Here is a 24,647-nt window from a genome sequence, read left to right as displayed (position 1 = left end):
TCCCGGGGGATCACGCGAGACCCTGTCCCCAAAGGCAGTACCACCTCCGAGGTAGAGACATGGATCCTCAATCTCGCCAACCTGTTGGCGTGGAAAAGCGACATGTCGCTATCGAACTCAACAGGGCTGTAGCGAACGTTCAGGCGAAACGCAGTCCAACCTGAAGCGGGGGCACGCATGCCGGTGAGGAGTGGGGGATGACCAGTCCATCACGACTTGAGGTGGAGCAACTTCACAAACGAATGTTGGGCCAGGATTCGGACGCGACCCATGACGTCTTCGAGGCGTTCATGGAACCGCTGGTCCACTCGCTGGTGGGCACGCTGAGATGTTCCCGTCACGACGCGAACGAATATGCCGCGGATGCGCTCCTCGCCTACTTCAGGAAGCCCGATGGCTTCGACGCCAACCAGTCCAGCCTCTGGTTCTTCCTGAATCAGATCGCCAGACGGCGCGCCTATGACGCCTACAGGTCCCAGACGAAGCGGACCCTGAGGGAGAACAATCCGCTGACCCTCATCAAAGTTCACCTTCCGGCTCCGAATAACGCCACGGAGGATTTCGTGATCGTCACGGAGCGGCTGGAGCGGCTGTCGGAACGAGTCGAATCCGGAGGTTACCCAGCGCGGGATGTGGCGGGCATGCGCGTCATCCTCCTCAGCGAGGGACGGGTCTCCGAGGAAGAGATGGCCAGCGCGCTGGAAATCTCCCACCTGCCGCTCGCGGAGCGGCTTCCGCTCGTGCGGAGCCACACTGAACGCCTGAGGAGGCTTTTGCGAAGCCTCTACAAGGAGGTTTTCAATGATGAGCGTTGAATTGCTGGATTACGCGGCGAAGCGTAGCGCCACCGAGCCCGGGCTGTTGGGTCAGGTGTTCGCCATCTACCAGTCCCTTGAAGACTGCACGCGGGACGCGCTGGCGGAAGAACTGGGCTGCGACGAGCAGACGCTGAACAGGCTGTCGTTGTGCCGCAGACCCACCGGCGACGCCTTCGCGGAGCAGGTGAAGAAACTCTGCCTCCGCTTCGACCTGGAGCCCTTCGCGCTCGTCAACGTCCTGCGGCAGGTGGAGATCATGGGCTCGGACGTCATCAGTGGCGCCGCCGAGCACGCCCCTGTGCTCCAGCTCGCGGCCCTCGACAAGCGCAAGAAGGACGAGCCGGGATCATGAAACCAGCCTGGCTGAGGGAGGCGGTGGAGGCCAGCGGCCTTCCTCCGCCAGCGACCTATCCCCATGACCTCTCGGCGGACGCGACCATGAGTCTGCGAGTGAGACCCGTGGGGCTGAGGGGTTTGTCTTCTGAATTGGTGCGCCAGTGGTTGGCCAAGAGAGGCCGCGAAGTGGCGATTGGCTACCACCGGGCGATGCATGGCTGCATGGTGGCCTGGGAGGGCAAGGGGTTGGTCTTCTTCGACGAGAACGACCCTCCGGAAGTTCGGCGCTTCGCGATCGCCCACGAACTGGGCCACTTCTTCCTCGACCATCTCCTACCGCGAAGGCGAGCCCTCGACTTCTTCGGGGAGGGCATCAGGAACGTCCTTGACCAGAAACGTCCTGCCACCCGGGAAGAATCTCTCACGGCCGTGCTGGAGGGAGTGCCCATCGGAGTGCAGATCCACCTGATGGACCGAGGCCCTACGGGTGACATTGGCAAGGGCACCATCGCCCGCTCCGAAATGCGTGCAGACCGGCTGGCCCTGGAGTGGCTCGCCCCCTCCACGCATGCACGACAGGTGATGCAGGACGGACCGCAGGACACACAGGAGCAGCGGTTGGCGGCGTACTTCGGGCTGCCCCTGGAGCGAGCGGAAACCTACGCGCGGATCCTCCGCGGCGAGCAAGGCCGCTCTCGTTTTTCCATTGTTTCATTTCTCGGTGAGGAACCAGGGTGACCATGGCCGGCCGCGGACGCTGGGATGACGATGACGACGAGGATTTGAACGGGGACGAGGACTTTCGCGGCAGCTTCCGCGAGGGCCTGGAGCGGACCCTCGACCTGAAGACGTGGGCGGAGGGGCTGGACCTCCAGGCCATCATGCAGCGCTACCGTGACGAAATCGGTGGCGCCATGCTCAAGGAGGACAAGCTCCGGACCATCATCCGCCAGGAACTGTTGCCTCGGCTCCAGACGCGGCCCAACGCCCCCGAGGGCGCGGGGCTCTACCGCATGAGCCCGGAGCAGTTGGCTGACATCCATTCCGGCCTGCTCTTCGCCGGACAGGTGGAGGCCGTCAACGGCATCTCCGTGACGCACGAGACGCTGCCCCTGGACATCACGCAACTCGGCATCGCCGCCATCGGATACGGCGGTACCGCGGGGACTTTTTCCCAGCGGCTGTTCCGCCGCGAGGTGACGGTGGACGCGCCAGACCCCTACCAGGAGGCCCTGGCCTACATCGAACAGCGGCAGAACCGTTCCCATCCAGGGCAGCGGGGGCCGGACAGCCTTTCGCGCCTCGCGCGGCGAGGTATCCGTGCCTACGCGGAGCGCGCCATCCTGGTGGAGAAGCTGAAGGCACCGTGGCGCATGGGCCAGGGCAACCCGCTCGCCCACGAGCTCGTCACCGGCTCCGGCTACGCGGGCCTGCTGGACGCGTCGCTGGGAATGCTCAAGCGGCTGATGAACGACCATCCGAGGTTCATCTTCGTCTCCGCGAAGATGGAGGACCGGGGCTTCCTCACCATGGGTCACGCGCTCGAGGCGGGTGAGTTCGTCATCCTCGAGTCGATGAAGCAGGCAGGAAAGCTCATCCTCGATGGCTGGCAGTACGACGTGGAGGAACTCAAGAAAGCCCGCGCCTTCGTGGACATGTACTCCCACAAGGTCGTGAAGGGTCTGTTCCGCGCGTCGAACAATGCACCTCCGCAGGTCTTCTACGCGCACATCGACCACGCGCACATGGCCGCGTGCGTGGCCATCGCGGACAGCGTGCTGCGTCCCGAACGAGGCTTCCCCATGCTGCTCGACGTGGCGGAGGCCACGTGCCGCAGCGCCTTCGGCGAAGACGGCTTCAAGGGACTGGTCCAGGACGCCTACGCGCAGGCTGATGCTCGTCTTCAGTATTTCAACGGACGCAAACCGAGTCGCTGACTGGGGGGAACCCACAACATGTCTGACAATGGCAACAACAACGGTGCAGTCCGCGGTCCCATGCAAAACGGCGAGGGTCACACGGGCAAGTCCATGAACGGCCACGGTTCCGGTCCCAACGGGCACCGGCCCGGCGCGCCCCACCAGGCCGGACGACCGAACAGCGCGGCTCCCGTGAACATGACGATGAACGGGCAGCGTCCCGCTCCGTCGCCAGGAAGCCAGACCAGGCCGCCTCCCAACGGTGCGTCCTCCACCCCACCTCCTGTTGGTACGCGCGGGCCCAACCCGCAGCAACCGCCCGCGCAGCAACCGCCCCCCGCTGGCGAGCCGCCCCGCAACGAGGTCGTGCAGCCCCTGCCGGACAAGGCGAAGGGTGAAATCGACGCGGCGAAGGAGCGAGCGGAGGCGCTCAAGGCCGACCCGGAGTTGGAGAACGCCGTGGGCTTCACCCACTTCGACACCAGCGCGAGCCACGACAACCTCGTCACCGTCCTGTCCACGAAGGAGGACCTGCACCGGCTGGCATCGCAGACGCTGGTGCGCATCAAGTGCCGCGAGGACGACAAGGCCTACCTGGGTGTCGTCGTCCGGGGGCCGTTCGCGGAGCCGAACGCCGTTCCCGCGAACTCCACCATGGCCATTGGCGTGGTGACCCACGGCAAGAAGCTCACGTACACCTTCGAGTACCACGGCCGCGCGGAGGTGGAGATCCTCGGTGAAGAGGTCGCGGGCGTGCTCAAGCCGCACCGCTTTCGTCCCAGGCCGCAGAGCCCCGTCTTCGTACTCGACGAGGAGGAGAGTGCGAAGGTGCTCGGTGTCAGCGGGGAGATGAGCATTGGCACGGTGGTGGGCTACGAGCGGATGGAGGCACGCATCAACGCCCGCGACAAGTCGGTGCTGCCCCGGCACACCGGCATCATCGGAACGACGGGCGGCGGCAAGTCCACCACGGTGGCCACGCTCATCCACCGAGCGCAGAGCTCCGGCATCGCCACCATCGTCTTCGACGTGGAAGGCGAATACACGCACGTGGACCGGCCCACCGACCACCACGCCATGGTGGAAACCCTCAAGCGCCGGAACCAGAAGCCCGAGGGCGTGAAAGACCTGCACATCCATCACCTGGTCGGCCGCGAGAGCCGCAACCCACGCCACAAGAACAAGCACGCCTTCTCGTTGAACTTCTCCAGCCTGTCGCCCTACGCGCTGGCGGAGATCCTCGACATGTCGGAGGCGCAGCAGGAGCGCTTCCTCAAGGCGTACGACGTCACGAAGCTGCTGCTGGAGGACTTCGAGGTCTATCCGGTGACGGAGCAGGAACGCCGCGACGCTCTGGAGGTGGATGAACTCTCCACCGGGTACCCGAAGATGACCATCCAGCACCTGCTGGACGTCGTGACCGCCTACCTCTACAGCATGAGCGATGAAGGCAAGGCCGAGGGCAAAAGCAAGCCGCGCAGCACCGCGAAGGCAAAGGGGACGATCTCGGACGAAATCGAAGTGTTGAAGGAGGACGAGGGGCCTCCGGGCAACTCGCTGACGCTCTACAGCGTCTTCAAGAACGACCCCGGCAAGGTGATGCGGCGGGTGATGGCGCAGAGCAGCCGCAACGTCATCAGCTGGAAGGCACTGGCCAGCAAGATCCAGCGACTGCGCCGCCTGAACATCTTCGACATGGGCACCACGGAGGGCGTGAAGTACGACACCATGCTCTCGCCAGGGCGGGTATCCGTCATCGACCTGTCGGACACGGAATCCCCCCAGCTCAACAACCTGGTCATCGCGGACATCCTGCGAGGCATCCAGGAGCGCCAGGAGGCCAGCTACGAGAAGGCCCACCGCGAGGGCAAGGACATCACCCCGGTCCTCATCATCATCGAGGAGGCCCACGAGTTCTTGTCCGCCAGCCGCATCGCGCAGATGAAGACCCTCTTCGAACAGGTCGCCCGCATCGCGAAGCGGGGCCGCAAGCGCTGGCTGGGGCTCGTCTTCGTCACCCAGCTTCCCCAGCACCTGCCCTCCGAAGTGCTGGCCCTGCTCAACAACTTCATCATCCATAAGATCACGGACGGGGCCGTCATCAACCAGCTCAAGAAGAGCGTGGGCAGCATCGACGAAAGCCTGTGGAACCGGGTGTCGCGGCTCGCTCCAGGCCAGGCGCTGATGTCGTTCAGTCACTTCACCCGGCCCCTGATGGTGGCCGTGGACCCCGCGCCCGTGAAGCGGCTGCTCGTCGACTGAGCCAATGACACGCAAAGGCGTCGTCCTCGCCCACACGGCGGGGACGACGCCTCCAGCATCACCCAGACGTTGGCGTCCGCTACTCCCAGCGGATGCGCTTGCGAGTGCCGTGGTTGGCGCAGGCGCCCGCGGCCCACGTGCCGCAGTTGCCGCAGACCTGCGCGGACTTGAAGAGCGAGTCATCGCAACAACGGACCGCACATATCGCGACGTCCGCGATACAGGGCTGGACATACTCGAGCGCGCAGAACTGGGCGGTCACCGTTCCAGAGGAGTTCTCCTCCTGGTCCTGCCAGTTGTACCCCGCCATCTCCTCCGCCACCTGCGCCGGCGACGGCGTGTTGCCGCTGGGAGTTTCGGGGGACTCCACCGGGCCTCCACAAGCGCTGACCAGGAACATCGTTACTGCCAACAACGCACCGCGAGCAAAGACACGGGCCATTTCAGGCCTCCAGTTCGTGTACCGCGTTGGGGGTTGCTTCAGATGTTGCGCCCACAGGTATGGCCACTTTTTCCGCTTGGTGGAGCCTTTCAACTTTGTCCGCGGGTGAAATGGGATTGAAACCGAACGAACGACAGCCCTGGTGAGGGAGGATTTGTTGGTTGCCCGGCAGTCATGGCGCGGTCACACCCTGAGTCCGTCAATCCTTGCCCCCTCTCGCGCAATGCTCACGTCACTCAAAGTCCAGGAATCGCAGGAGGCAGGAGCGATATAGAGCCAGCCTCATGCTCGGCTCCGCGCTCCTCGCCTCCGTCATCGTTGCCCAGGCTCCCGTGTCCCCGGCTTCACGTGCCGCGGAGACGCTGGGCCTGGGCCCTGTGCTCGACTCTGTCGTCCATCAGGGAGTGACCTACGTCGCGCTCGGCCGTGGCGGCATCGCCGTGCTCAAGCTCGACGGCGCCGCGCCTCAGCTCGTGCGGCGCATCGAAGAGAGTCGGCGCTTCGTGCGGCTCGTCGTCGTGGGCCAGTCGCTGCTCGCCATCGAGCAGCGCGAGGAGGCCCATGCGTTCTCGCTCGCCACGCCGGAACAGCCCCAGCCGGATTCGCTGGCCTCCGCGCTGGGCGCGGCGCGCGACCTCACCGTCGTCACCCAGGCGCCGCCTCCGCCCCAGGCCCCTCCGCCCACATCCGCCCCCTCCTCCGCGCGGCTCACCGTCACCGCCGTGAAGGATGGCGACGTGACGCTCACCGGGGGTGCCCTGACCGGCCTGGGCGAAGGCACCCGCGTCCGCGTGCGCACGCAGGACTCCCGCGAGGTGGTGCTGAAGGTCATTGAATCGCGCGAGGACTCCGCCATCGCCCGCCTGGGCCGCGGTGAGAACGTGCGCGTGGGCGACACCGCCGTCGTCACCGACGCCCCCGCCACCGCGCGCCTCTTCTTCCCCGAGCCTGGTGTGCCTCGGCTGCGCTACGGCTTCCATGCCCGCCCCTTCCTCGCGCTGGATGCGAAGACGCGGGAGGGCAAGTCCGCTCGCGCGGGCGGCCTGCTCCTGGATGCGTTCATCGCGTGGCGGCCCGGGGACCTGCCCCTGGTGTTGAGCGCGCAGTTGGATCCCGTCGGCTTCGGCCTGGGCACCGGCCTGCGCCACTCGCCGGGCTCCGCGTACGTGGCCGCGGCCTACTCCACCGACTTCCTGGAGGTCGGCATCGGTGCGGGCGCGCTGTTCGGACAGAAGGCGTGCATCACCCAGTTCGACTACGACCCCAACACCTACGAGCCCATCAACCCCAGGACCTTCTGCGACTCCAACGCGGGAGTGTCCTTCCAGCAGGTGCTGCGGCTGGGCGCGCTCGACGGGTTCCACATCGCGTGGAACTCCGCCATCCTCTCGCGCGACAACCAGTTCCGCTTCGGCTCCGGACGCGGCGAGGTCCAGGTGCCCCTCACGCCCAGCCTCTCCCTCTTCGGTGCGGGCGGAGGCTCGGCCAGCGGATGGAACTTCGGCGAGCTGGGCGTGCGCAGCTTCCTCAAGGGCACCGGCGGCGCCGGCACCACCGTGCTCTCCGCCAGCCTGGGCATCGTGTCGCTCTCCGACGGCACCGGCGAGGCCCTCACCGGCCCCTCCATCGCCATCGGCATCGAGCGCCGTCCCTGAGCGTCAGTGGCCGGACGCCATCGACGCGGCGAACTCCTCCGGCACCATCTCGCCGGAGATGGGGAAGTCCTTCGGCGTCCGCTTCCACGCCTTCCCACCCGCCGGGCGGACAGGCCCCCGAGGGAGCTGCCCCAGGCCGATGAGCGTCAGCGACAGCAGGCCCAGCCCCACGGCCCCCGCGGCCAGTTCGTCCACGAGGCCCACCCGGCGAAGGCCGCCCACCCCCAGGAGCGGCAGCGCGGCGACAGGCGTGGCCACCCACGCCAACCACGTGCGCCAGTTCGCGCGAGCGTGTTGCCTCAGTGCGTCGATTGAAGCCATCGGGGCATCCTTCCGGACAGGGGGGTTGTCCAGGAGGATGGGGATGGACCGGGGTCCGGTGAAAGGCCCCCTTGTCGCGCTCGCCTGCTTCCTCACGGGCGGGGCTGGAGTGCTCGCATGACGCCCTCACGCGCCCTGCGCTTTCCCTCCGACCGCTCCGTGGGCTGGCTCCGGGCCCGAGGGCCCCAGTGGCCCGACATGCCGCACGGAATCCTGCTCGGAGACGCGAGGGGCGACATCCCCGTGCCGGACGATTGCGCGCCCAGGCTCCTCGTGGAGTCCACCGCGGCGCGCGACCTCTCCTTCCTGTCGCCGCTCCAACCCGGCGACCTGGACGCGCTGGAGCTCACGCAGACGCAGGTGACGGATGAGCAACTCCGCCACGTCCCCCACCTGAGCGGCCCGCGGAGGCTGAGCCTCTCCGACACGGACGTGACGGACCGGGCGCTCATGCACCTGCGCCCGTGGGTCGCTCTCCAGTGGCTCACGCTGTGGTGGTGCCGCGGCATCACCGACGCGGCCGTGCCCGACCTGCTGGCCCTGCTTCAGGCCTTGCGGCGGGTAAAGCCTTCCGCGCGCAGCTTCTTCATCAGCCGGTCCGCGGCGGCCTTCGACTGCCACTCATGCGCGAAGCGCTTGGAGGACGTGCGCCCTTGAGTCCCCAGGTCGCCCTTGCGGACGTTGAGCACGTGGCGAGCGACCCGAACCCCCTGGAACCGGCCATCCTCGTGCGCGTAGAGCACCTCGCCCTTGCCGCCCGCGGGCTTCTTCGGCGCCACCAGGGGCTTCGCGTCCTTGAGGCTCACGTCCAGCCAGGCCGCGCGACGTACGCGCACCTGGGGCTTCGTGCCGAAGACGAACGTGACGTGCCAGCGAGCCTGGGCCTCTGACTCGAAGAGGGCCTCCCCCCACGAGCGGTACCCGGATGCGGGCGTGCGCGGCAGGAAGGGCTCCACCGTGCGGAGGAACGCGAGGTACTCCTTCTCCGACCGCTCGTAGCCGAGCAACCGCGTCGACTCCGGCAGCTCCAGTTGGAGTTCGCCCGCCTTCGTGGGCCCCTTCAGGAGGACCGCGTCGAGGAAGACATTCCTCCCCTGGAGCGCCGCGCACTGCTTCCAGAACTCCGCGGACACACGCACGTTGCGTGCGCTCTCAAGCCTTGTCGAATCACCCATGGTGCGAGACCGCAGCAAGCACGGCCCGCTGGGGACACGGCCGCGATCAGCCGCTCAGCGCCCGCACGCGCGCCGCGAGGTTCTGCGTGAAGAGCCGGTAGATGTGCAGCGAGGCCGCGTCGTGCGTGGCCAGGAAGTGCTGGAAGCTCTCGCGGGTGATGCGCAGCGCGCGCACGGCCGTCTTCGCGCGCACGTTCGCGGACACGGGGCCGTCCTGCACGAGTGAAATCTCCCCCAGGAAAGAGCCCGGCCCCAGCGTGTTGAGGTGCCGCGCGTTGGGCTCATTCCCGGAGTAGACGTCCACGGTGCCCTCCAGCAGCACGAGCAGGCCCGTGCCGGGAGCGCCTTTCTCCAGCAGCACCGTGCCCGGCGTGGTCGTCACGGGCCGCGCCAGGCGGTATAGGTCCTTCATGTCCTCCAACGGCAGCTCGCCGAAGATGGGAATGGCCTTGAGGAAGCGGTAGCCGCTGGCCTCCGGCACGGTCGCGCCCGCGGCCAGCCGCGCGAGGAGCGCCTCCGCCTCCACGTCCAGGCCCATGCGCCGCAGGAGCCGCGCCTTCTCCGTCACCAGCACGGGATCCGCGCGCAGGTGATCGGAGCTGCTCAACGCGTCCGCCAGCACCGCGAGCGCCCGGTGCGTGAAGCCGCCGGCATCCAGCACCTTGCACGTGCGCAGCACGGCTTCGACGTAGCGAGGATCCTCCGCGAGCACACCCCCCAGGGCCTCGGCCTCCGCGTGGGCCTGTCCCAGCTCCTGGTAGAGGTCCGCGGCCTCGAAGGGGCGGCCCAGGCGGACCAGGCAGTGCGCCATGGACTCGCGGGCGCCCAGGCCCCGGTAGACCTCCAGCGCGCGCTCCAGCGCCCCACCCCGCTCGAAGGCCGCCGCGGCGCGCTCCACCTCGCCCGCGCGCAGATACGCCTCCGCGGCCGCCACGTGCTGACCGCCCTGCGCGTACAGGTCCGCCACGGACACATCGTCACCGCTGCCGTCCAGGAGCCGCGCCGCGCCCGTGAAGTCCCGCGCCCGGCGCAGCACGTCCACCAGCCAGTGGCGCTCCTTCACCGATCCCTGCGCGGCCTCCTTGCGAAGCCGCTCGCGCTGCGCCGCGCCCAGCTCCTCGTAGAGCTGTGCCGCGCGTTCCGGCTCGCCTTGCGCCGCCAGGGACTGCACCACCTGGAGCGTGCTGCCCCGCAACGAACCGCCCCGACTGCTGCCCGCAGTATCGCCTGCCATGTCACACGTCCCTTCCCAGGCCCGCACCGTTGGGGCGGCGCGCCCGGTTCCGCCAGCGCCTGACAAACCAGGAACCCGGGCGTAAAGCCAGTCTCGACCGGCCCCCCCGTGGCCCTGGAGACACCGGGTCCGGTAGGGTCCGGGCATGGTTGTTCCCGTCCTGGCCGGGGTGGCTCCGGACCATCTCCCCGGGCCCTCGCGCCCGCGCTCCTGGTACCTGGTGGCTCCATCCGCGGCCCTGCGGCCCGGCCACGCGATGGGCGTTCAGGTAGGTGGCCAGGAGGTGGTGGTGTTCCGGAGCCAGCAGGGCCGGGTCCACGCCCTGTCCGCGCACTGTCCCCACCTGGGAGCGCACCTGAAGCACGGCACCGTCCAGGGCGAGCTGCTGCGCTGTCCGCTGCATCATTGGAGCTTCGACGGACTGGGCCACTGCCGAGCCGTACCCGGCCGAAGCGACGTGTCCGCCCTGCCGGGGCCCCGGGCATGGCCGGTGGAGGAGCGCTTCGGCGGAGTGCTCGTGTTCAACGGACCCGAGGCGCTGTTTCCCCCACCCGACCTGGGAGGTGGGGAGCACGTCTGGAATGTAGGACCTCCGGTGACGGTGGGCTGTCCGTGGCTGCCGCTCGCGGCGAACTCGTTCGACCTGGACCACCTGCGTACGGTGCACCACCGGGAGCTGTGGGACACGCCGACCTGGGAGACGCCGGACCGGTACACCCTGCGGCTGCGCTACACGTCGCGCGTCATCGGCACGGGCACGAGTGACCGGCTGATGAAGGCGCTGTCGGGCAACCGCATCCGGGTGGAGCTCACGCTGCACGGCGGGACGTTGATTTCAGTGAAGAGCGACCTGGGCCGGGCGAGGGGGCTGCTGCTCGCGAGCCTGACGCCGGTGGCGGAGGGGACGTCGGTGCGGCTCGCGGTCGCGGCGAGGCGGGGGCGGATCCCGGGCGCGGCGGCGATGGTGCTCGGGGTGTCTCGGTGGCTCTACACGTCGTTCTTGCGGCGCGACTTGTCCGTGTTGGACGGCATGCGCTTCAACGTCGCGACGGCGACGGCGGACCCGGTGATGCGCCAGCTGCTCGACTTCGCCGTGGGCCTGCCCGAGGACGGGGACGATGCGCGCCGATGACGCTCCGCCGATCCCCGCCGCGCTCAACGCGGTGCTGCTCGTCACGGCGATGGGCGCGGGGACGCTGTGCCTGTGGACAGCGTCGCACGCGGAGGCCCTCTGGGTGCGGCTGGTGGCGGCCGGGGTGTTCTCCTACGTGAACAACACGGTGTTCTCGCTGTTGCATGAAGCGACGCACGGAGTGCTGCATCCCTCGCGGCGGTTCAACGACATGCTGGGCCGGCTGGCGGCGACGTTCTTCCCCACGTCGTTCACGTTGCAGCGCGCGTTCCACCTCACGCATCACCGGCACAACCGCTCCGCGCGCGAGCAGTTCGACTACCTGCACCCGGGCGACCACCGCTTCCTCAAGTATGCGCAGTGGTACGTCATCCTGACCGGCATCTACTGGCTGTTCGTACCGCTGGGAGCGCTGGTGTTCGCGCTCGCGCCAGGCCTGCTGCAAAGGCTGCGAGGGCCGGGGACGCGCTACGGGGAACAGACGGGCGCGGACGCGTACCTGGGGCGGCTGGAGGATGCACCGGGGACAGCCATCCGAGCGGAGGTGTTGGGGATGGTGGCAGTGCAGTCAGGTCTGGCGTATGCGCTGGACCTGACGCTCGTGGGGTGGGCTCTTTGCTACGCGGCGTTCGCGGTGAACTGGAGCTCGCTCCAGTACGCGGACCACGCGTGGTCGCCGCTGGACGTGCGTGAAGGCGCATGGGACCTGAAGGTCGCGGCGCCAGTGCGTTGGGTGTTCCTCAACTACCACTACCACCGAGCGCACCACCGGTACCCGCAGGTGCCCTGGCTCTACCTGGGCCGCTACGTGGACGAGAGCGTGCCCCGGCCATCCTTCCTGGGCATCTGGCTGTCCATGTGGCGCGGGCCCCGGCCGTTCCCGGAGCAGTCGAAATGAGCGCGTCCGCTGAGAAGGAAGCGCACACGGAGGGTCCACTCTTCGGCTGGCCAGCGCGGGATGAACTGAAGCGCACGGGCGCGATGACGTGCGGTTTCGCGCTGTTCTTCCTCGCGATGTACGGCGGCGCGAGCTGGGTGACAGGCTTCTATTCCGGCGGTCTGCGCGTGGACCTGCCCGTCGAGCAGCACATCCCGTTCATGCCTGGCTGGGCCGCCGTCTACGTCAGCATGGACGTGCTGTTGCTCCTGTCCCTGTTCATCTTCCGGACGTGGAGACAGATGCTCCCCTTCGCGATGGCGTTGTGCGCGGAGACGGTGCTGGGAGCACTCTGCTTCCTCGTCCTGCCGGTGGAGGTCGCGTGGCCGCCGCGCGCCGTCACCGGAGTCTGGGCATCCATCTTCCAGGCCGCGGACACGATGAACCTGGAGCGCAACTACCTGCCGTCGCTCCACGTCGCCTTCGCCTGCACGGCGGCCCTGGCCTATCGCGAGCGTTCAGGACCGGTGGCGAGCACCATCTTCGCGCTGTGGGCCCTGGCCATCGCGGCGTCCACGCTGCTCATCCACGAGCACCATCTGGTGGACGTGCTCGCGGGAGCATTGCTCGCCTGGGGCACGTGGCGTGTCGTGGCGCCCCGGGTCCGGCAGGAAGCATTCCTCGAAGCCGTGCGGGTGGAAGCCCTCTGCGCGAGGGAGATGTACCGCTTCGCGCGCAGGCATCCGCGTTACGGGCTCATCGCGCTCGCGCTGTATCAGCAGTCGCTGGGACGCTGGCGCAAGGCGCGACGCGCACGGGCGGGGTTCTGCTTCCTCCAACTGGTGGATGACGTGCTGGATGGAGACCGTCCCGTCGGAGGCGAACCGCTGGACGCCATCGACGCGCTCCTGCGCACGCTGGAGACCGGAGCGCCAGGCCCCGCCACGGAGTTCCACGACACCGCGGTGTCACTGGGCCGGGTACTGCTCACGGAGCTGACCGAACCGGCGGCCCGCGAGCAGGTGTTCGAACTGGTCCGCACCATGCGCCGGGACCGGGAGCGAGTGCGCGATGGGCACTGGTGGGACGCGGCGACGCTCCAGACCCAACTCGGAAACACCTTCCGGCTGTCCGTGAGCCTGCTGCTGCACGTCGCGGCCGCGCAGGTACGAGCAGATGACGCCCCTTCCCTGCTCGCGGCGTTGGGATGGTGCTCGGTGATGCGCGACCTGAAAGAGGACCTGGTTCAGGGACTCTTCAACGTGCCCGCGGACGTCGCCACGGAGGTGCGCGCCCAGGGACATGATCCCCAGGACTTCGAATCACTGCTCAGGGCGAAAGCCGGACGGGCCTGGGTGCGCGATGAGTACCAGCGAGCCCGCGCGCTGCTCGACCGCTCCGCGAAGGAACTGGCCCAGCTGGAAGGCAGGCAAGGCGTAGCACTGCTGCGCCTCTTCCACAGGTCGGTGGAAGGCTTCTGGGCCCGGAAGCTGCCGCGTCGCATGCCCTTCCTGCGCCAGGCGCCGGTGCTCGAAATCTCCTGAGTCCTTCACGCGCGGTCGGCCTCCATCCGCGTGGAGCGAGGCCACTGAGCACGACGCGGTGCATGCGTTGACGCGAAGCAGGCGGAGGCATCTGCTGGACGCATGTCCGACTCCTCCCCTTCCATTTCCAGCGCCCGTCCGGTGGATGCCTCCGAGCGGCTGCCGCTCCTGGACGTGCTGCGCGGCTTCGCGTTGTGGGGCGTCTTCGTGTCGAACAGCTTCGCCTGGTTCAGCGGCCGGGTCCTGATGCCGCGAGAGCAGACCCAGGCACTGGCGGCACCACCCTTCGAAGCGGCCGTCACGGCGCTCTACCACTTCTTCGTGAACCAGAAGTTCGTCACGCTGTTCGCCTTCCTCTTCGGGCTCGGGTTCTCCATCCAGCTGACACGGGCCGAGTCACGCGGAGCCTCCGTCGTCCCGGTGTACTCACGGCGGCTGTTGGTGCTGCTGGGCATCGGGGTGGTGCATCTCACGGCGCTCTGGGCGGGAGACGTGCTGTCCACCTACGCCCTGCTGGGCTTCGCGTTGCTCCTCTTCCGGAACCGTTCGGACCGGACGCTGCTGGCGTGGGTGGGCCTGTCGGTGGTGGTGGTGCCGTTACTGGTGCCGGCGCTCCTGCACTTCGGTCCCATCCTGCTGCACAGAGCTCAGGCGGCGGCCGACGCCGCGAAGGCCACGGAAGCCATGGAGGCCCAGACGCGGGAGCAACTGCTGCTCGGACTCAAGAGCGACTCGCTCTGGACGACGCAGGCAGCGAACGCGCACTTCCTCCAGTACATGCTGCCCACGCTGAAGCGGCTGCTGTGGATGATCTTCATCCTGGGCCGGTTCCTGCTGGGGCTGCTCGCGGGCCGACACCTGTTGCTCCAGGACGTGGAGCGCCACCGCGCCTGGCACCGGAAGATGCTGGGCTGGGGGCTGGTGCTGGGCGTGCTGGGAAATGGCGCGGGAGTGGTGGTCCAGCACCTGCGGCTCGCGGGGTTGTTGGACCCGTCGAAAGCCCACTGGATGTTCACCCTGTCCGCGATCCAGGAGATGGGCTACCTGGGCCTCGCCGCGGCCTACGTGGCCGCCTTCGCCCTGCTCTTCCAGACGGAGCGCTGGCGCAGATGGCTGAGCATCCTGGCCCCGGTGGGGCGCATGGCGCTCAGCAACTATCTGATTCAGACGGTCGTGAGCCTCTGGCTGTATGACGGCTGGGGGTTGGGGCTCATCGGGAAGCTGCCGCCGTCACATTGCGTGGCGCTGACCCTGCTGGTGTTCGCGATCCAGATTCCACTCAGCCACGCCTGGCTGTCGCGCTTCCGCTTCGGTCCGGCCGAGTGGCTGTGGCGCTCGCTCACCTACGGCCAGCGCCAGCCCATGCGGCTCGCGCTCAAACCGTCGCCGGCCGGCGTCCCCGGCGTCCGATGAAGAAACCCGCCCCAAGCGCGGCGACCGCGACCAGTGCACCGAAGCCCATGGCGGCGTTCTTCACCTTCGTGAGCAGGGGGTTGTCGAACACGTTGGTGGAGTAGTGGAACGCGGCGATGAGCCACTGATCGCCCTCCTTCACCAGGGTGCAGGTCCACCGTCCATTGACGACGAGGTCCGTGCCGTCGTTCAGGATGTAGTGGTCCAGCGAGGAGCCATACGCGACGCCCGAGTTGCCATAAAGGCGAGTGAGCGCATCCACGTCGAACTTCGCGGTGACCTTCTTCACGACGCTGTTCGGGCCGCCCAGCATCTCCGCGTAGTACGCGCGGATGGCGTCCTTCCCCACGCGAACATCGTTGTTCATGGTGGAGAACACGACGTCCGGGTGCAGGTGCGACAGCAACCGGTCCAGGTCCTGCTTGTTGAGCGCGTCCTCCATGTCCTGCTTGATGCCGCGCAGTGCCTGATGCGTCGCTTCATCGCCAGAAGCCACCGCCGCCGGAGCCACGGCATCCTGAGCCCCCGACACAACGGGGACCGCGACGAACAGCAACGCCAGGAGACCTACGAGCCGGGTGCGCACCATCGAAGCTCCATGAAGGAAGAGGAAGGCGAGCATCCTAAGCAGGTCGCCCGAGGTTCGTTAACAAACCCGTCGATTCAATGGTCCTCGTGATGACGCGTGCCGCACGAAGCGCGGCGGTGGGCCGCGACGGCGTGCATGCGCGGAAGCCAGGATGGGGCCACGGAGGGAGGTCCCCACCCAGGGCCGGTTGCCTCAAGACCTGTCCGACAGTCGGACAGGCCTCCGCAGCATGGGCCCCAGACCGCACCAGGCCAGAAGGCGAACGAAGTCGCGCCCGCGCAGTCGCCAATGTGGACCACCGACAGAGGCGCCCGCCCGGGCCCGGTTGCCTCAAAACCTGTCCGACTGTCGGACAGGTTTTCGCCGCCCGGGTCCCGGACTGCGGCCCATCCGATGACACGGATTGGTGGGCCCGCGCTTCCATGTCAGACCCCTGTGGTTGGATGGCGATGCTGGGACGAGGAGGGGGAGTGGGGATGGAACGGCGAGGACTCGTGGCCTATGTGGAGGCGCAAATCGAGCGCGACATCGCGCTGGGGCGGCTGCACCCGAGCGGACAATTCGGCTCCGAAGCGAAGCTGGCGCGCCGCTATGAGGTGTGTCGGGGCACCATCCGTGAGGCGCTGCGGCGGCTGGCGGCGCGGGGCTTGGTGGTGCAGCGCCCCGGTCGCAAGACGCGCGCGGTGCCGCTGGATGAGTCGCTGACGCTGGAGAATCTGGGGCTGGCGCTGCATGACGCGAGCAACCCGGATGCCCGGTGGCTTCTGGAGGGCTACTTCAGCCTCAAGCGGCAGGTGCTGTTGGAGCTTCTGGCCGACTGCTGCGCGAAGGCCTCGGACCTTGACCTGGACCGGCTGGGGAGCACGTGCTACCAGCTCCAGGACGCGGCGCGCTGGGAGTCGGGGGAAGTCTGCGCGTGGGCGGAATTCGAGTTGCTGCGGCATGCGGCGCGGGTGGCGGCGCGTCCCGGGCACGTGCTCCTCGTTCAATCCCTGCAGCGGGCCTTCCTGGGAGGAGCCGCCCAACTGCTGCCGCTCATGGGCGGAGCGGCGCTGCGTGAGTGGGCCTTCCGCGCGATGGCGATTATGAACGAGCGCGACGTGCAGGCACTTCAGCATGAGTTGCCAGCGCTGCTGAAGGCGCGCGATGAGCGCGTGCTGAACGCATTCGCCCCTGCGCCCCAGGAACCTGCGTCCCCCGAGGCCCCATGCGCTCAGGAGGACCTGCTCAACACCCCACTGTCAGCGACCGGCCAGGACGATGCATTGGAGACACACCCCAGCGTCGAGGACGGTGCCGTCGATCGCCTTCCTCCAGCCGCCGCACAGGACGAGACGCGGGAGGCACTCCCCACTCCATCCGTTGAGCAGGACGATGTGAGCGAGGAACAACTCCGCGTGGAGGAGAACTCGCAAGGAAGACGTGATGGACGCCCGCCAATCCCTCCTTTGCCCCCGGATAACCCATAAGAGGTATGGCCACGAGGGATCCAACCGATTGTAGTTCTGGACGTCGCCAGTCTGTTCTCACTGCTGGCACGACCTGGGCTCGACGGGTTGCAGGGGGATACCGTGGACGCGAATCAATTGCTGGAGCTGGTCAAGCGCTATCAGGACTCCAAGTCCTTCATCTCCAACGAAGAGACCGCCAAGCTGGCGCTGGTGGTCCCCTTCATCCGGCTGCTTGGCTATGACCCCGGCTTTCCTCGGGAGGTTCGCCTCGAATACGCGGCGGACTTCGTCCAGGGCGACGGCAAGAAGCTGCCGGACCGCATGGACTTCGCCATCTTCGACCAGACGGGACAGAAGCCCCTCATCGTCATTGAAACCAAGCCCCTGGGCACGGACCTCAAGTCGCGCGCCCAGCAACTGGCCCGCTACCTCTCCCAGCTCCCGGAGCTCCACTTCGGCATCATCACGGATGGGTGCCACTACCTGTTCTTCGGAGACCTGGAGAACCCCAACGTCATGGACCCGGAGCCCTTCTTCACGTTCTCCCTGGAGGACACGAAGTCGGACTGGGCCAAGGTCGCGAAGTTCCTGTCCAAGTTCAGCCGCGAAGCCTTCAACGCCACGACGCTCATCACCGACGCGGAGAACAGCCGCTACCGCCAGGGGATGATCGACAAGCTGTCCGCCGCCCTCAAATCACCCGGCGAACACGAGGGCTTCCTCAAGTGGCTCACCGAGGACATCTACAAGGGGAAGCGGACAACCGCCGTGATGGAACGCCTCGCGGAGGTCGCGAAGGAGGCCATCGAGCCCACCCTCCTCCGCGTCATGGGCGACGACTTCCTCGACAAACTCAAGGAGCGCATCCAGCGCTTGAACGAAGGCACCGAGGCACCCGCCGCCAAGGACGGGCCCAACGTAGTGAAGGCGGACAGCGCGAAGCCGTTTGAGTCGGAACCCCGGGCCTCGGGTGACGACAAGACACGCGCCGCCGTGGAGACCACCGAGGAGGAGCTGGCCTTCTTCGGCGTCGTCCGGGACATCTGCACCAAGAACGGCCACGCGGCGGAGGACGTCCTCTACCGGGACACCTCGAACTACTTCAACGTGTCCTTCAAGAAGCCCACGAAGTGGTTCGTGCGGTTCTTCGGCAATGGCAAACGCAAGTGCATCGCCACCTGGGTCCCCGTCGAGGAGGCGAAAACACTCGCCGCGGGGTTCGAGGTCGAGGCGTCCCCCGCGGCGTTCGGTATCAGCCGGGTCTACATCCAGACGATTCCAGAGGTGTGGGCGCTCAAGACCCTGGTCGCCCGGAGCCTGGAGCTGTCCCTCACCGTCAAGGAGGAGGCGCCCGCGGAGCCCACTCTCAAGGTGGTCGCCAGCCAGTAGCGGCTCCGCTGATTCACACCGCAGGCAGCGGCTTCACCGTGAGCGCCTTCGACGCGAGGAACTCCGGGTTGAACACCTTGGAGGCGTAGCGGCTGCCGTGGTCGCACAGGAACGTGACGATGCGCAGCCCCTGTCCCTGGTGCTTGCGCGCGACCTCCCATGCGGCCCGCACGTTGAGGGCCGCGGAGGTGCCCACCACCAACGCGTCCTCGCGCGCCAGGTGGTAGAGCATCTCCAGCATGTCCTGGTCCTCCAGGCGCATCGCTTCATCCACGCGCGCCTGCCGGAAGTTCTCCGTCAGCCGCATGATGCCAATGCCCTCCGTGATGGAGCTCCCCGCCGTCTCCATCTTCCCCGTGCGCACCTGGCAGTAGAGCCCCGACCCCGGCGGATCCACCAACACCACTCGCAAGGCCGGGTTCTTCTCCTTCAGGTAGCGGCTCGTGCCGGACAGCGTGCCGCCGCTGCCCACGGACGCCACCAGCACGTCCACCTTGCCTTCCGCCTGCTCCCAGATCTCTGGCCCCGTCGTCTCGTAGTGGAAGTCGCCGTTCGCCGTGTTCTCGAACTGGTTCATCCACGCCCAGCCGTTCGCTTCCGCCAACGCCCGCGCCTGGTGGAAGAAATGCGAGGGATTGGAGAACGGCACCGGCGGCACCCGCCGCACCTCCACGCCCATTGCCTCCAGGTACTCGTATTTCTCGCGCGCCTGATTGTCCGGCATCGTCACCACCACGCGATAGCCGCGCTCGCGCCCCAGCAGTCCCAGGCCAATGCCTGTGTTGCCCGCGGTGCCTTCGACGATCGTGCCGCCGGGCTTCAGCTGCCCCGTGGCTTCCGCGCGTTGAATCATCCCCTTCGCGGCCCGGTCCTTGATGCTCCCGCCCGGGTTCATGAACTCCGCCTTGGCGACGATGTCGCAGCCCGTCTGACGGCTGAGCGAGCCAATGCGCAACAGCGGCGTGTTCCCCACCGCATCCCAGAGCGAACCCATTCGTGGCGCCATGTGCGTCCTCCCCGAACTACAGCTTGCGCATCCGCACGCGGCGGACCTTGTGGTCGCTGCCCTTCACCAGGATGAGCCTCGCCCGTGAACGCGTGGGCGCGATGTTCTCCGCCAGGTTGGGCCCGTTGATCTCCGCCCACACCGACGCGGCCCGGGCAATCGCCTGGTCGCGCGTCAATTCAGAGAAGCGCCGGAAGAAGGACCGCTCGTCGCGGAACGCCGTCTCCCACAGGCGCAGGAAGCGCTCCACGTACCAGTGGCGGATGTCCGTCTCGCTCGCGTCCACGTAGATGGAGAAGTCGAAGAAGTCCGACAGGAACGTCTGCGGCAGCCGCCCGCCCTCCACCGGCCCCGTCTGCAGGACGTTGAGCCCCTCCAGGATGAGGATGTCCGGCTGCCGGATGGACTGCGCCTCCTCCGGCACGATGTCGTAGACGAGGTGCGAGTACACCGGCGCCGTCACCTCCTCGCGCCCCGCCTTCAGCTCCGCCAGGAAGCGCACCAGCGCGCGCCGGTCATAGCTCTCCGGAAAGCCCTTGCGGTTCATGACGCCCCGCTCGGCGAGCACCCGGTTCGGATAGAGGAACCCGTCCGTCGTCACCAGCGCCACGCGCGGATGGTCCGGCCAGCGCGCCAGCAGCGCCTGGAGGATGCGCGACGTCGTGCTCTTGCCCACCGCCACGCTGCCCGCGATGGCGATGATGAACGGCACCTTGCGCACCGAATAGCCCAGAAACGCCTGCTGCGCCGCCCACAGCGACTGCGCTGACGCCACCTGCAGGTGCAGCAGTCGCGACAGCGGCAGGTAGACGTCCTCCACCTCCTGGATGTCCAGCCGGTCCCCCAGGCCCCGCAGCTTCTCCACCTCCTCCGCCGTCAACGTCAGCGGCGTGGAGGCCCGGAGCTCGCGCCACGCGTCGCGGTCCAGGTCGACGTACATCGATGCGGCGCGGGGCTTGGTCACGGACATGCCACCCAGCATGAACCAGACCGCCCCGGATCCGGCAAGTGAAGGTAACAACAGGTCTTCCCTGCGATTCTTGACAGCAAGACTTTCCCGCCGCCAACGTGCCCGTCCGCATCCCGGTCGCGCCCGACGGACGCGGGGGCACTCCGCCCTCCCGGAGCCTGTCCCCCGAGGTCCACGCGTGTCCATTTTCTGCGCCCCCGCCCTCCTCGCCGCCACGGGCCTGCTGCTCGCCGCCCCCCGCGTTCACGCCCAGGCCGCCGAGCCTCCCAAGGCCGCCGAACCTCCCAAGGCCGCCGAGCCGCCAGTCATCAACGTCTCCGAGGAAGGCTTCACGCTGTCGTCCGCGGACAAGGCCTTCGTGCTCAAGCTGCGCGGCCAGCTCCAGGGCGACGGGCGCTTCTACTTCGCGGACATCGACCGAACCGGCACCAACACGTTCCTCGTGCGGCGCGTGCGCCCCATCCTGGACGGGACGCTCTTCGGCTTCATCGACTTCCGCCTCATGCCGGACTTCGGCGTCAATCAGCCGATCATCCAGGACGCGTTCATCGACTTCCGTCCAGGGGAATGGGTCCGCCTGCGCGCGGGCCGGTTCAAGACGCCGTTCGGACTGGAGCTGCTCCAGTCCGACATGGACAACCCCTTCATCGAGCGCTCGCTCACGGTGGACCTGGTCCCCAACCGCGACGAGGGCCTGGAGCTGCACGGCGAGGGCGAAGGCGGCCGGTGGCAGTACTCGCTGGCGGTGGTGAATGGAGACCCCGACGGCGCCAGCACCGACACCAATCCCGACGACAGCTTCGACCTGGTCGCCCGCGTCTTCGCCCTGCCCTTCAAGGGCCGCGAGCCGGCCTTCCTCCAGGGACTGGGGCTGGGCATCGCGGTGACGCGCGGCCTCCAGTTCGGCACCGCCACCAACACCGGGCTCGCGCCCTTTCGCAGCACGGGCCAGGAGATCATCTTCAGCTATCTCAACAACGCGAACACCGGAGAGACGGTGACGGCGCACGGCCAGCACCTGCGGCTCGCGCCCCAGGGCTACTTCTACTGGGGCTCCTTCGGCCTCCTCGCGGAGTACGTGCGCTCGTCACAAGAGGTGCGAATCGCGGACGCACGCGCGCGGCTGCGCAACCACGCGTGGCAGACGTCGGTGTCGTGGGTGTTCGGAGGGAAGGCGTCCTTCGAAGGCGCCCGGCCCACGACGCCCTTCGACCCGAAGACGCTCAAGGGCGGCGCGCTGGAGGTGGCGGCGCGCTACCACGCCCTGGACATTGACGACGCCGCCTTCCCCCGCTTCGCCAACCCCGCGCAATCCGTGAGCGCGGCGAGCGGCTTCGGCGTCGCCACGACGTTCGCCTTCAACCGGCGCGTGCGCTTCGCCATGAACTTCCACCGCACGAACTACGAGGGCGGCGCTCCGGATGGCGCCGACCGCCCTCCCGAGAACGTCCTCATGTCCCGCTTCCAGCTCACGTTCTGAAACCCCGCCCGCGAGTCGTGAAACATTTGGTGACGCCGGGTGTCATCCGGCGGCTTCGTCCTGGTGCGTCTTGAAGCGCCCACGTCAGGTGCACGACGCTCCCGCCGCCCGCCACGGGTGGCCCTTGCCCGTGGGCCGCTCCCGCGGACTCCGCCGAGAGGATGCATGCCCGCGAACGTGTTCCCGCAACGCCCGACGCCTGTCCGCTCCCCGTCCCTGTCGAAGGCGCTCACGCGCGCCGCGCTGCTCGGCCTCCTGGGCCTGGGTGCACCCGTGGCCGCGCAGCAGCCCCAGGCGCCCATCACGGAGGACGTGCCACTCCCGGTGCAGCCGCTCCTGCCCGACAGCCGCGTCTACTTCACCACCCTCAACGTGGTCCGCTACAACCCGCTGGGGCTCGAGTCGCAGAACCGGCTCGTCTACCAGAAGCGCCTCTCCGACAGCCCTTCCCTGCTCCTGCGCGACACGTACGCCAGCGCCGGCGCGAGCCTCCGGCTGAGTCCCGCGTTCTTCAAGCTGGGGCCCGTGGTGGAGCTGCAACCGCTGGCGATCTTCAACGTCCGCGCCGGCTACGAGTACGTCCAGTTCTTCGGCACCTTCGGCAGCGTGCAGTCCTATCCGGACTCCTTCCAGCCCTACGACGACGACCTGCGCAGCGCGACCAATGACACCGCCTACGGCACTTCCGGGCACCACTTCTTCGTGGAGCCCATGCTCCAGGCGAAGGTGAAGTCCCTGGCGCTGCGCTCGAAGCTGGCCATCGAGTACTGGAACATGTCGCTGCGCGACGGCGGCACGCGCGGCACGTTCTACGACCCGACGCTGGACACGCTGGTGCCCGGCAAGGGCTGGGTGCTCGCCAACGACACGGACCTCCTCTGGCTGGCCGGACAGTGGACGCTGGGCGCCCGGCTCTCCGCGGTGTGGCCCCGCTACGACGAAGACACCAACGCGGTGGAGCCGCTGCCCGGGCGAAAGCTGCCCACCAACTCGCACGTCCGCGTGGGCCCGCTCGTCGCGTATGCCTTCGACACGAAGCCGGGCGGCGTCATGAGCAAGCCCACCGTGCTGCTCATGGCCGGCTGGTACCTCAAACATGAGAACCGCATGAATGCCATGCCCTACCTGCTGGGCGGCTTCTCCTTCACCACGGAGCTGCTCTCCGGCCGCTGACCGCGCCCCGCGGACTGTTCAGGCATCAAAGCCCCACTGCCCTCCAGGGCAGTGTGCCTGTCGAAGGGTCGTTCCTAACTCGCACTGTCTGTCTTTGGGGACAGCGAGGTGGGGACACATGGGAACGACTCGCAGGGTGATGGGCTGGCGGCTTCTTTGGGGCGCCGTGATCGCAGCGGCGCTTGGCGGGTGCGGACCCTCGGAGGCCCCCGAGGCGTCCGCACGGACGCAGGAGGCGGCACTCTCGGGGGGAGCCTTCGCCTGGGTGAAGCACCTGGGGTCCCCCCGGTTCGACCAGGCCCACGCGGTGGCTTTCGACCGCGACGGCAACGTCCTCGCGCTGTTCCTCTACCAGGGCAGCGTGGACCTGGGCGCGGGTCCCGTCGGCTCCGGGAACCCCGACAGCTTTGGCTTCGCGGTGGCGAAGTACACGACGGCCGGCGCGCTCTTGTGGACCCGCGCCTATGAAGGCGTGCTTCCTCCTGGCGGACAGAACTTCGTCGACGCGGTGGCGCTCACGGTGGACCGGGAGCGCAACGTCCTCGTCGCGGGGAGCTCGAACGAGCCCATCGACCTGGGAGGGGGACTCCAACCGGCAGGCGCCTTCCTGCTGAAGCTGCGCAAGACGGGGCAGTTCCAGTGGGCCCGGCACTTCACGGGCAACATCTCTCCCCAGGACCTGGTCACCGACTCGCAGGACGGCATCGCCATGACGGGCAACGCCTTCCGCACGGTGGACTTCGGCCAGGGGCCCAACTCCTCGCAGGTGACGGACGTCGTGACCGCCTTCCTCACGAAGTTCAATGCCGCCGGCGCGGCGCAGTGGACCGTCCGCGAGCAGTTGATCCTGAGCAGTGGTGCCAGCGTCGCGGTGGATGAAGCGGACGCCTTCTACTTCGCGGGAATCCTGTACCCTGACCCGGAGGTCTGGAAGGTGACCCCCTCGGGCACGGTGGCGTGGACCCGGTCGCTGGTGGGCGCGTCGGGAGGAGCCGCGAGCATCGCCGTGCACGGCAACCGCGTGGTGGTGGGAGGCCAGTTCAGCAGCGCCTTCACGTTCCGGGGCCAGACGATTACGCCCCCGGTCCCGGGCGGCGGCTTCCTCGTCGCGTGGACCCGGGCCGGAGAGGAGCGCTGGGCCCGCGCCTACCCGCAGGCCGTGGGCGCGGTCGCCGTGGCCGAGGACGACGCCGTGGTCGTGGGCGGCGCCTCCATCGAGCCGGACTCGCCCTCCGGCTACACGCTCTTCACCGCGAGGCTGGAGCGCATCGAAGGTCAGCAGCAGTGGAGGCACACGTACAGCTCGACCGGGCGCCCGTTCTTCACGGACGTGGCGGTGAACAAGCAGGGCGCGTTCGTGGGGATCGGCTACTTCTCCGGCACCCTCCACCTTGGAAGGAACCTGGTCTCGCGCGGCTTCGACGACGACTTCCTCTTCAAGGCGTCGACGGCGCCCTGACG

At 68.0% G+C, this 24,647-nt stretch carries 23 protein-coding genes; 16 read left to right on the top strand and 7 right to left on the bottom strand.

Annotated features, from left to right (window positions below; genetic code table 11):
* The first annotated feature begins 197 nt into the window (after window positions 1-197).
* Genes GTZ93_RS36330 through GTZ93_RS36310 form a run of 5 tightly spaced genes read left to right on the top strand, consistent with a single transcriptional unit; the run spans window position 198 to window position 5,335 of the window.
* Window positions 198-815 (top strand): RNA polymerase sigma factor, encoded by a 618-nt coding sequence (locus tag GTZ93_RS36330; RefSeq protein WP_139922825.1) that lies wholly within the window; start codon window positions 198-200, stop codon window positions 813-815.
* Window positions 802-1,170 carry a hypothetical protein gene (locus GTZ93_RS36325; RefSeq protein WP_139922827.1) on the top strand — a complete coding sequence of 123 codons (369 nt, stop codon included), beginning with the start codon at window positions 802-804 and terminating at the stop codon, window positions 1,168-1,170. The genes GTZ93_RS36330 and GTZ93_RS36325 overlap by 14 nt, the downstream gene beginning before the upstream one ends.
* Entirely contained in the window at window positions 1,167-1,892 is a 726-nt protein-coding gene (locus GTZ93_RS36320; protein WP_139922829.1) for an ImmA/IrrE family metallo-endopeptidase, read from the top strand. The genes GTZ93_RS36325 and GTZ93_RS36320 overlap by 4 nt, the downstream gene beginning before the upstream one ends.
* Before the next feature lie 2 nt (window positions 1,893-1,894).
* Window positions 1,895-3,091: a hypothetical protein gene (locus tag GTZ93_RS36315; RefSeq protein ID WP_139922831.1), complete on the top strand. Its 1,197-nt coding sequence runs from the start codon at window positions 1,895-1,897 to the stop codon at window positions 3,089-3,091.
* Between the two features lie 18 nt (window positions 3,092-3,109).
* On the top strand, window positions 3,110-5,335 hold the full coding sequence (locus GTZ93_RS36310; RefSeq protein WP_139922833.1) for an ATP-binding protein: 2,226 nt from the start codon (window positions 3,110-3,112) through the stop codon (window positions 5,333-5,335).
* Between the two features lie 79 nt (window positions 5,336-5,414).
* Here GTZ93_RS36310 and GTZ93_RS36305 read toward each other — a convergent pair whose 3' ends face one another.
* Window positions 5,415-5,777, bottom strand: a complete 363-nt coding sequence (locus GTZ93_RS36305) for a hypothetical protein (RefSeq protein WP_139922835.1) — start codon at window positions 5,775-5,777, stop codon at window positions 5,415-5,417.
* A 284-nt stretch (window positions 5,778-6,061) separates the two neighbouring features.
* Here GTZ93_RS36305 and GTZ93_RS36300 point away from each other — a divergent pair, with 284 nt between their 5' ends.
* Window positions 6,062-7,432, top strand: a complete 1,371-nt coding sequence (locus GTZ93_RS36300; protein ID WP_161663269.1) for a hypothetical protein — start codon at window positions 6,062-6,064, stop codon at window positions 7,430-7,432.
* Between the two features lie 3 nt (window positions 7,433-7,435).
* Here the strand turns inward: GTZ93_RS36300 and GTZ93_RS36295 are convergent, their stop codons facing one another.
* On the bottom strand, window positions 7,436-7,753 hold the full coding sequence (locus tag GTZ93_RS36295) for a hypothetical protein (RefSeq protein WP_126936025.1): 318 nt from the start codon (window positions 7,751-7,753) through the stop codon (window positions 7,436-7,438).
* 117 nt (window positions 7,754-7,870) lie between these two features.
* Here GTZ93_RS36295 and GTZ93_RS36290 point away from each other — a divergent pair, with 117 nt between their 5' ends.
* Window positions 7,871-8,410 (top strand): hypothetical protein, encoded by a 540-nt coding sequence (locus GTZ93_RS36290; RefSeq protein WP_139921290.1) that lies wholly within the window; start codon window positions 7,871-7,873, stop codon window positions 8,408-8,410.
* Here the strand turns inward: GTZ93_RS36290 and GTZ93_RS36285 are convergent.
* Both GTZ93_RS36285 and GTZ93_RS36280 read right to left on the bottom strand, forming a co-directional pair.
* A complete protein-coding gene (locus tag GTZ93_RS36285; RefSeq protein ID WP_139921288.1) occupies window positions 8,299-8,892 on the bottom strand; it encodes a hypothetical protein in 594 nt (197 codons plus the stop codon). The two genes, GTZ93_RS36290 and GTZ93_RS36285, sit on opposite strands and share 112 nt — an antisense overlap.
* An 82-nt stretch (window positions 8,893-8,974) precedes the next feature.
* Window positions 8,975-10,162 (bottom strand): cyclic nucleotide-binding domain-containing protein, encoded by a 1,188-nt coding sequence (locus GTZ93_RS36280; protein ID WP_120580457.1) that lies wholly within the window; start codon window positions 10,160-10,162, stop codon window positions 8,975-8,977.
* 145 nt (window positions 10,163-10,307) lie between these two features.
* Between GTZ93_RS36280 and GTZ93_RS36275 the strand changes: the two genes are divergently transcribed.
* The 4 genes from GTZ93_RS36275 to GTZ93_RS36260 all read left to right on the top strand — a co-directional run bounded on the left by GTZ93_RS36275 (window position 10,308) and on the right by GTZ93_RS36260 (window position 15,128).
* Window positions 10,308-11,294 carry a Rieske 2Fe-2S domain-containing protein gene (locus GTZ93_RS36275; RefSeq protein WP_139921286.1) on the top strand — a complete coding sequence of 329 codons (987 nt, stop codon included), beginning with the start codon at window positions 10,308-10,310 and terminating at the stop codon, window positions 11,292-11,294.
* Window positions 11,281-12,192 carry a fatty acid desaturase family protein gene (locus GTZ93_RS36270; protein WP_139921284.1) on the top strand — a complete coding sequence of 304 codons (912 nt, stop codon included), beginning with the start codon at window positions 11,281-11,283 and terminating at the stop codon, window positions 12,190-12,192. The genes GTZ93_RS36275 and GTZ93_RS36270 overlap by 14 nt, the downstream gene beginning before the upstream one ends.
* On the top strand, window positions 12,189-13,715 hold the full coding sequence (locus GTZ93_RS36265) for a phosphatase PAP2 family protein (protein ID WP_139921282.1): 1,527 nt from the start codon (window positions 12,189-12,191) through the stop codon (window positions 13,713-13,715). The genes GTZ93_RS36270 and GTZ93_RS36265 overlap by 4 nt, the downstream gene beginning before the upstream one ends.
* A gap of 102 nt (window positions 13,716-13,817) precedes the next feature.
* Window positions 13,818-15,128, top strand: coding sequence for a DUF418 domain-containing protein (locus GTZ93_RS36260; protein WP_139921280.1), 1,311 nt, complete (start codon window positions 13,818-13,820; stop codon window positions 15,126-15,128).
* On the opposite strand, the gene GTZ93_RS36255 is transcribed toward GTZ93_RS36260, so the two are convergent.
* Entirely contained in the window at window positions 15,091-15,717 is a 627-nt protein-coding gene (locus tag GTZ93_RS36255; protein ID WP_139921278.1) for an SgcJ/EcaC family oxidoreductase, read from the bottom strand. The genes GTZ93_RS36260 and GTZ93_RS36255 overlap by 38 nt on opposite strands.
* Before the next feature lie 476 nt (window positions 15,718-16,193).
* Between GTZ93_RS36255 and GTZ93_RS36250 the strand changes: the two genes are divergently transcribed.
* Window positions 16,194-17,186, top strand: coding sequence for a FadR/GntR family transcriptional regulator (locus GTZ93_RS36250; RefSeq protein ID WP_139921276.1), 993 nt, complete (start codon window positions 16,194-16,196; stop codon window positions 17,184-17,186).
* A 102-nt stretch (window positions 17,187-17,288) separates the two neighbouring features.
* Window positions 17,289-18,557: a type I restriction enzyme HsdR N-terminal domain-containing protein gene (locus GTZ93_RS36245; RefSeq protein WP_139921274.1), complete on the top strand. Its 1,269-nt coding sequence runs from the start codon at window positions 17,289-17,291 to the stop codon at window positions 18,555-18,557.
* Between the two features lie 13 nt (window positions 18,558-18,570).
* Here the strand turns inward: GTZ93_RS36245 and GTZ93_RS36240 are convergent, their stop codons facing one another.
* Both GTZ93_RS36240 and coaA read right to left on the bottom strand, forming a co-directional pair.
* Entirely contained in the window at window positions 18,571-19,563 is a 993-nt protein-coding gene (locus GTZ93_RS36240) for a cysteine synthase A (RefSeq protein WP_139921272.1), read from the bottom strand.
* Window positions 19,564-19,579: 16 nt separating this feature from the next.
* Window positions 19,580-20,533: a type I pantothenate kinase gene (coaA, locus tag GTZ93_RS36235; RefSeq protein WP_120580466.1), complete on the bottom strand. Its 954-nt coding sequence runs from the start codon at window positions 20,531-20,533 to the stop codon at window positions 19,580-19,582.
* A 178-nt stretch (window positions 20,534-20,711) separates the two neighbouring features.
* Here coaA and GTZ93_RS36230 point away from each other — a divergent pair, with 178 nt between their 5' ends.
* The 3 genes from GTZ93_RS36230 to GTZ93_RS36220 all read left to right on the top strand — a co-directional run bounded on the left by GTZ93_RS36230 (window position 20,712) and on the right by GTZ93_RS36220 (window position 24,645).
* Window positions 20,712-22,013 carry an OprO/OprP family phosphate-selective porin gene (locus GTZ93_RS36230; RefSeq protein WP_161663268.1) on the top strand — a complete coding sequence of 434 codons (1,302 nt, stop codon included), beginning with the start codon at window positions 20,712-20,714 and terminating at the stop codon, window positions 22,011-22,013.
* A gap of 165 nt (window positions 22,014-22,178) precedes the next feature.
* Window positions 22,179-23,186 (top strand): hypothetical protein, encoded by a 1,008-nt coding sequence (locus GTZ93_RS36225; protein ID WP_126935989.1) that lies wholly within the window; start codon window positions 22,179-22,181, stop codon window positions 23,184-23,186.
* A 265-nt stretch (window positions 23,187-23,451) separates the two neighbouring features.
* A complete protein-coding gene (locus tag GTZ93_RS36220) occupies window positions 23,452-24,645 on the top strand; it encodes a hypothetical protein (RefSeq protein WP_139923061.1) in 1,194 nt (397 codons plus the stop codon).
* Window positions 24,646-24,647 lie beyond the last annotated feature (2 nt).

Origin of the sequence: Corallococcus exiguus (assembly GCF_009909105.1) — a bacterium.
GTDB lineage: Bacteria > Myxococcota > Myxococcia > Myxococcales > Myxococcaceae > Corallococcus > Corallococcus exiguus.
The sequence above is the reverse complement of the archived record's forward strand: the minus strand, read 5'-3'. Positions and strand labels throughout refer to the sequence as shown.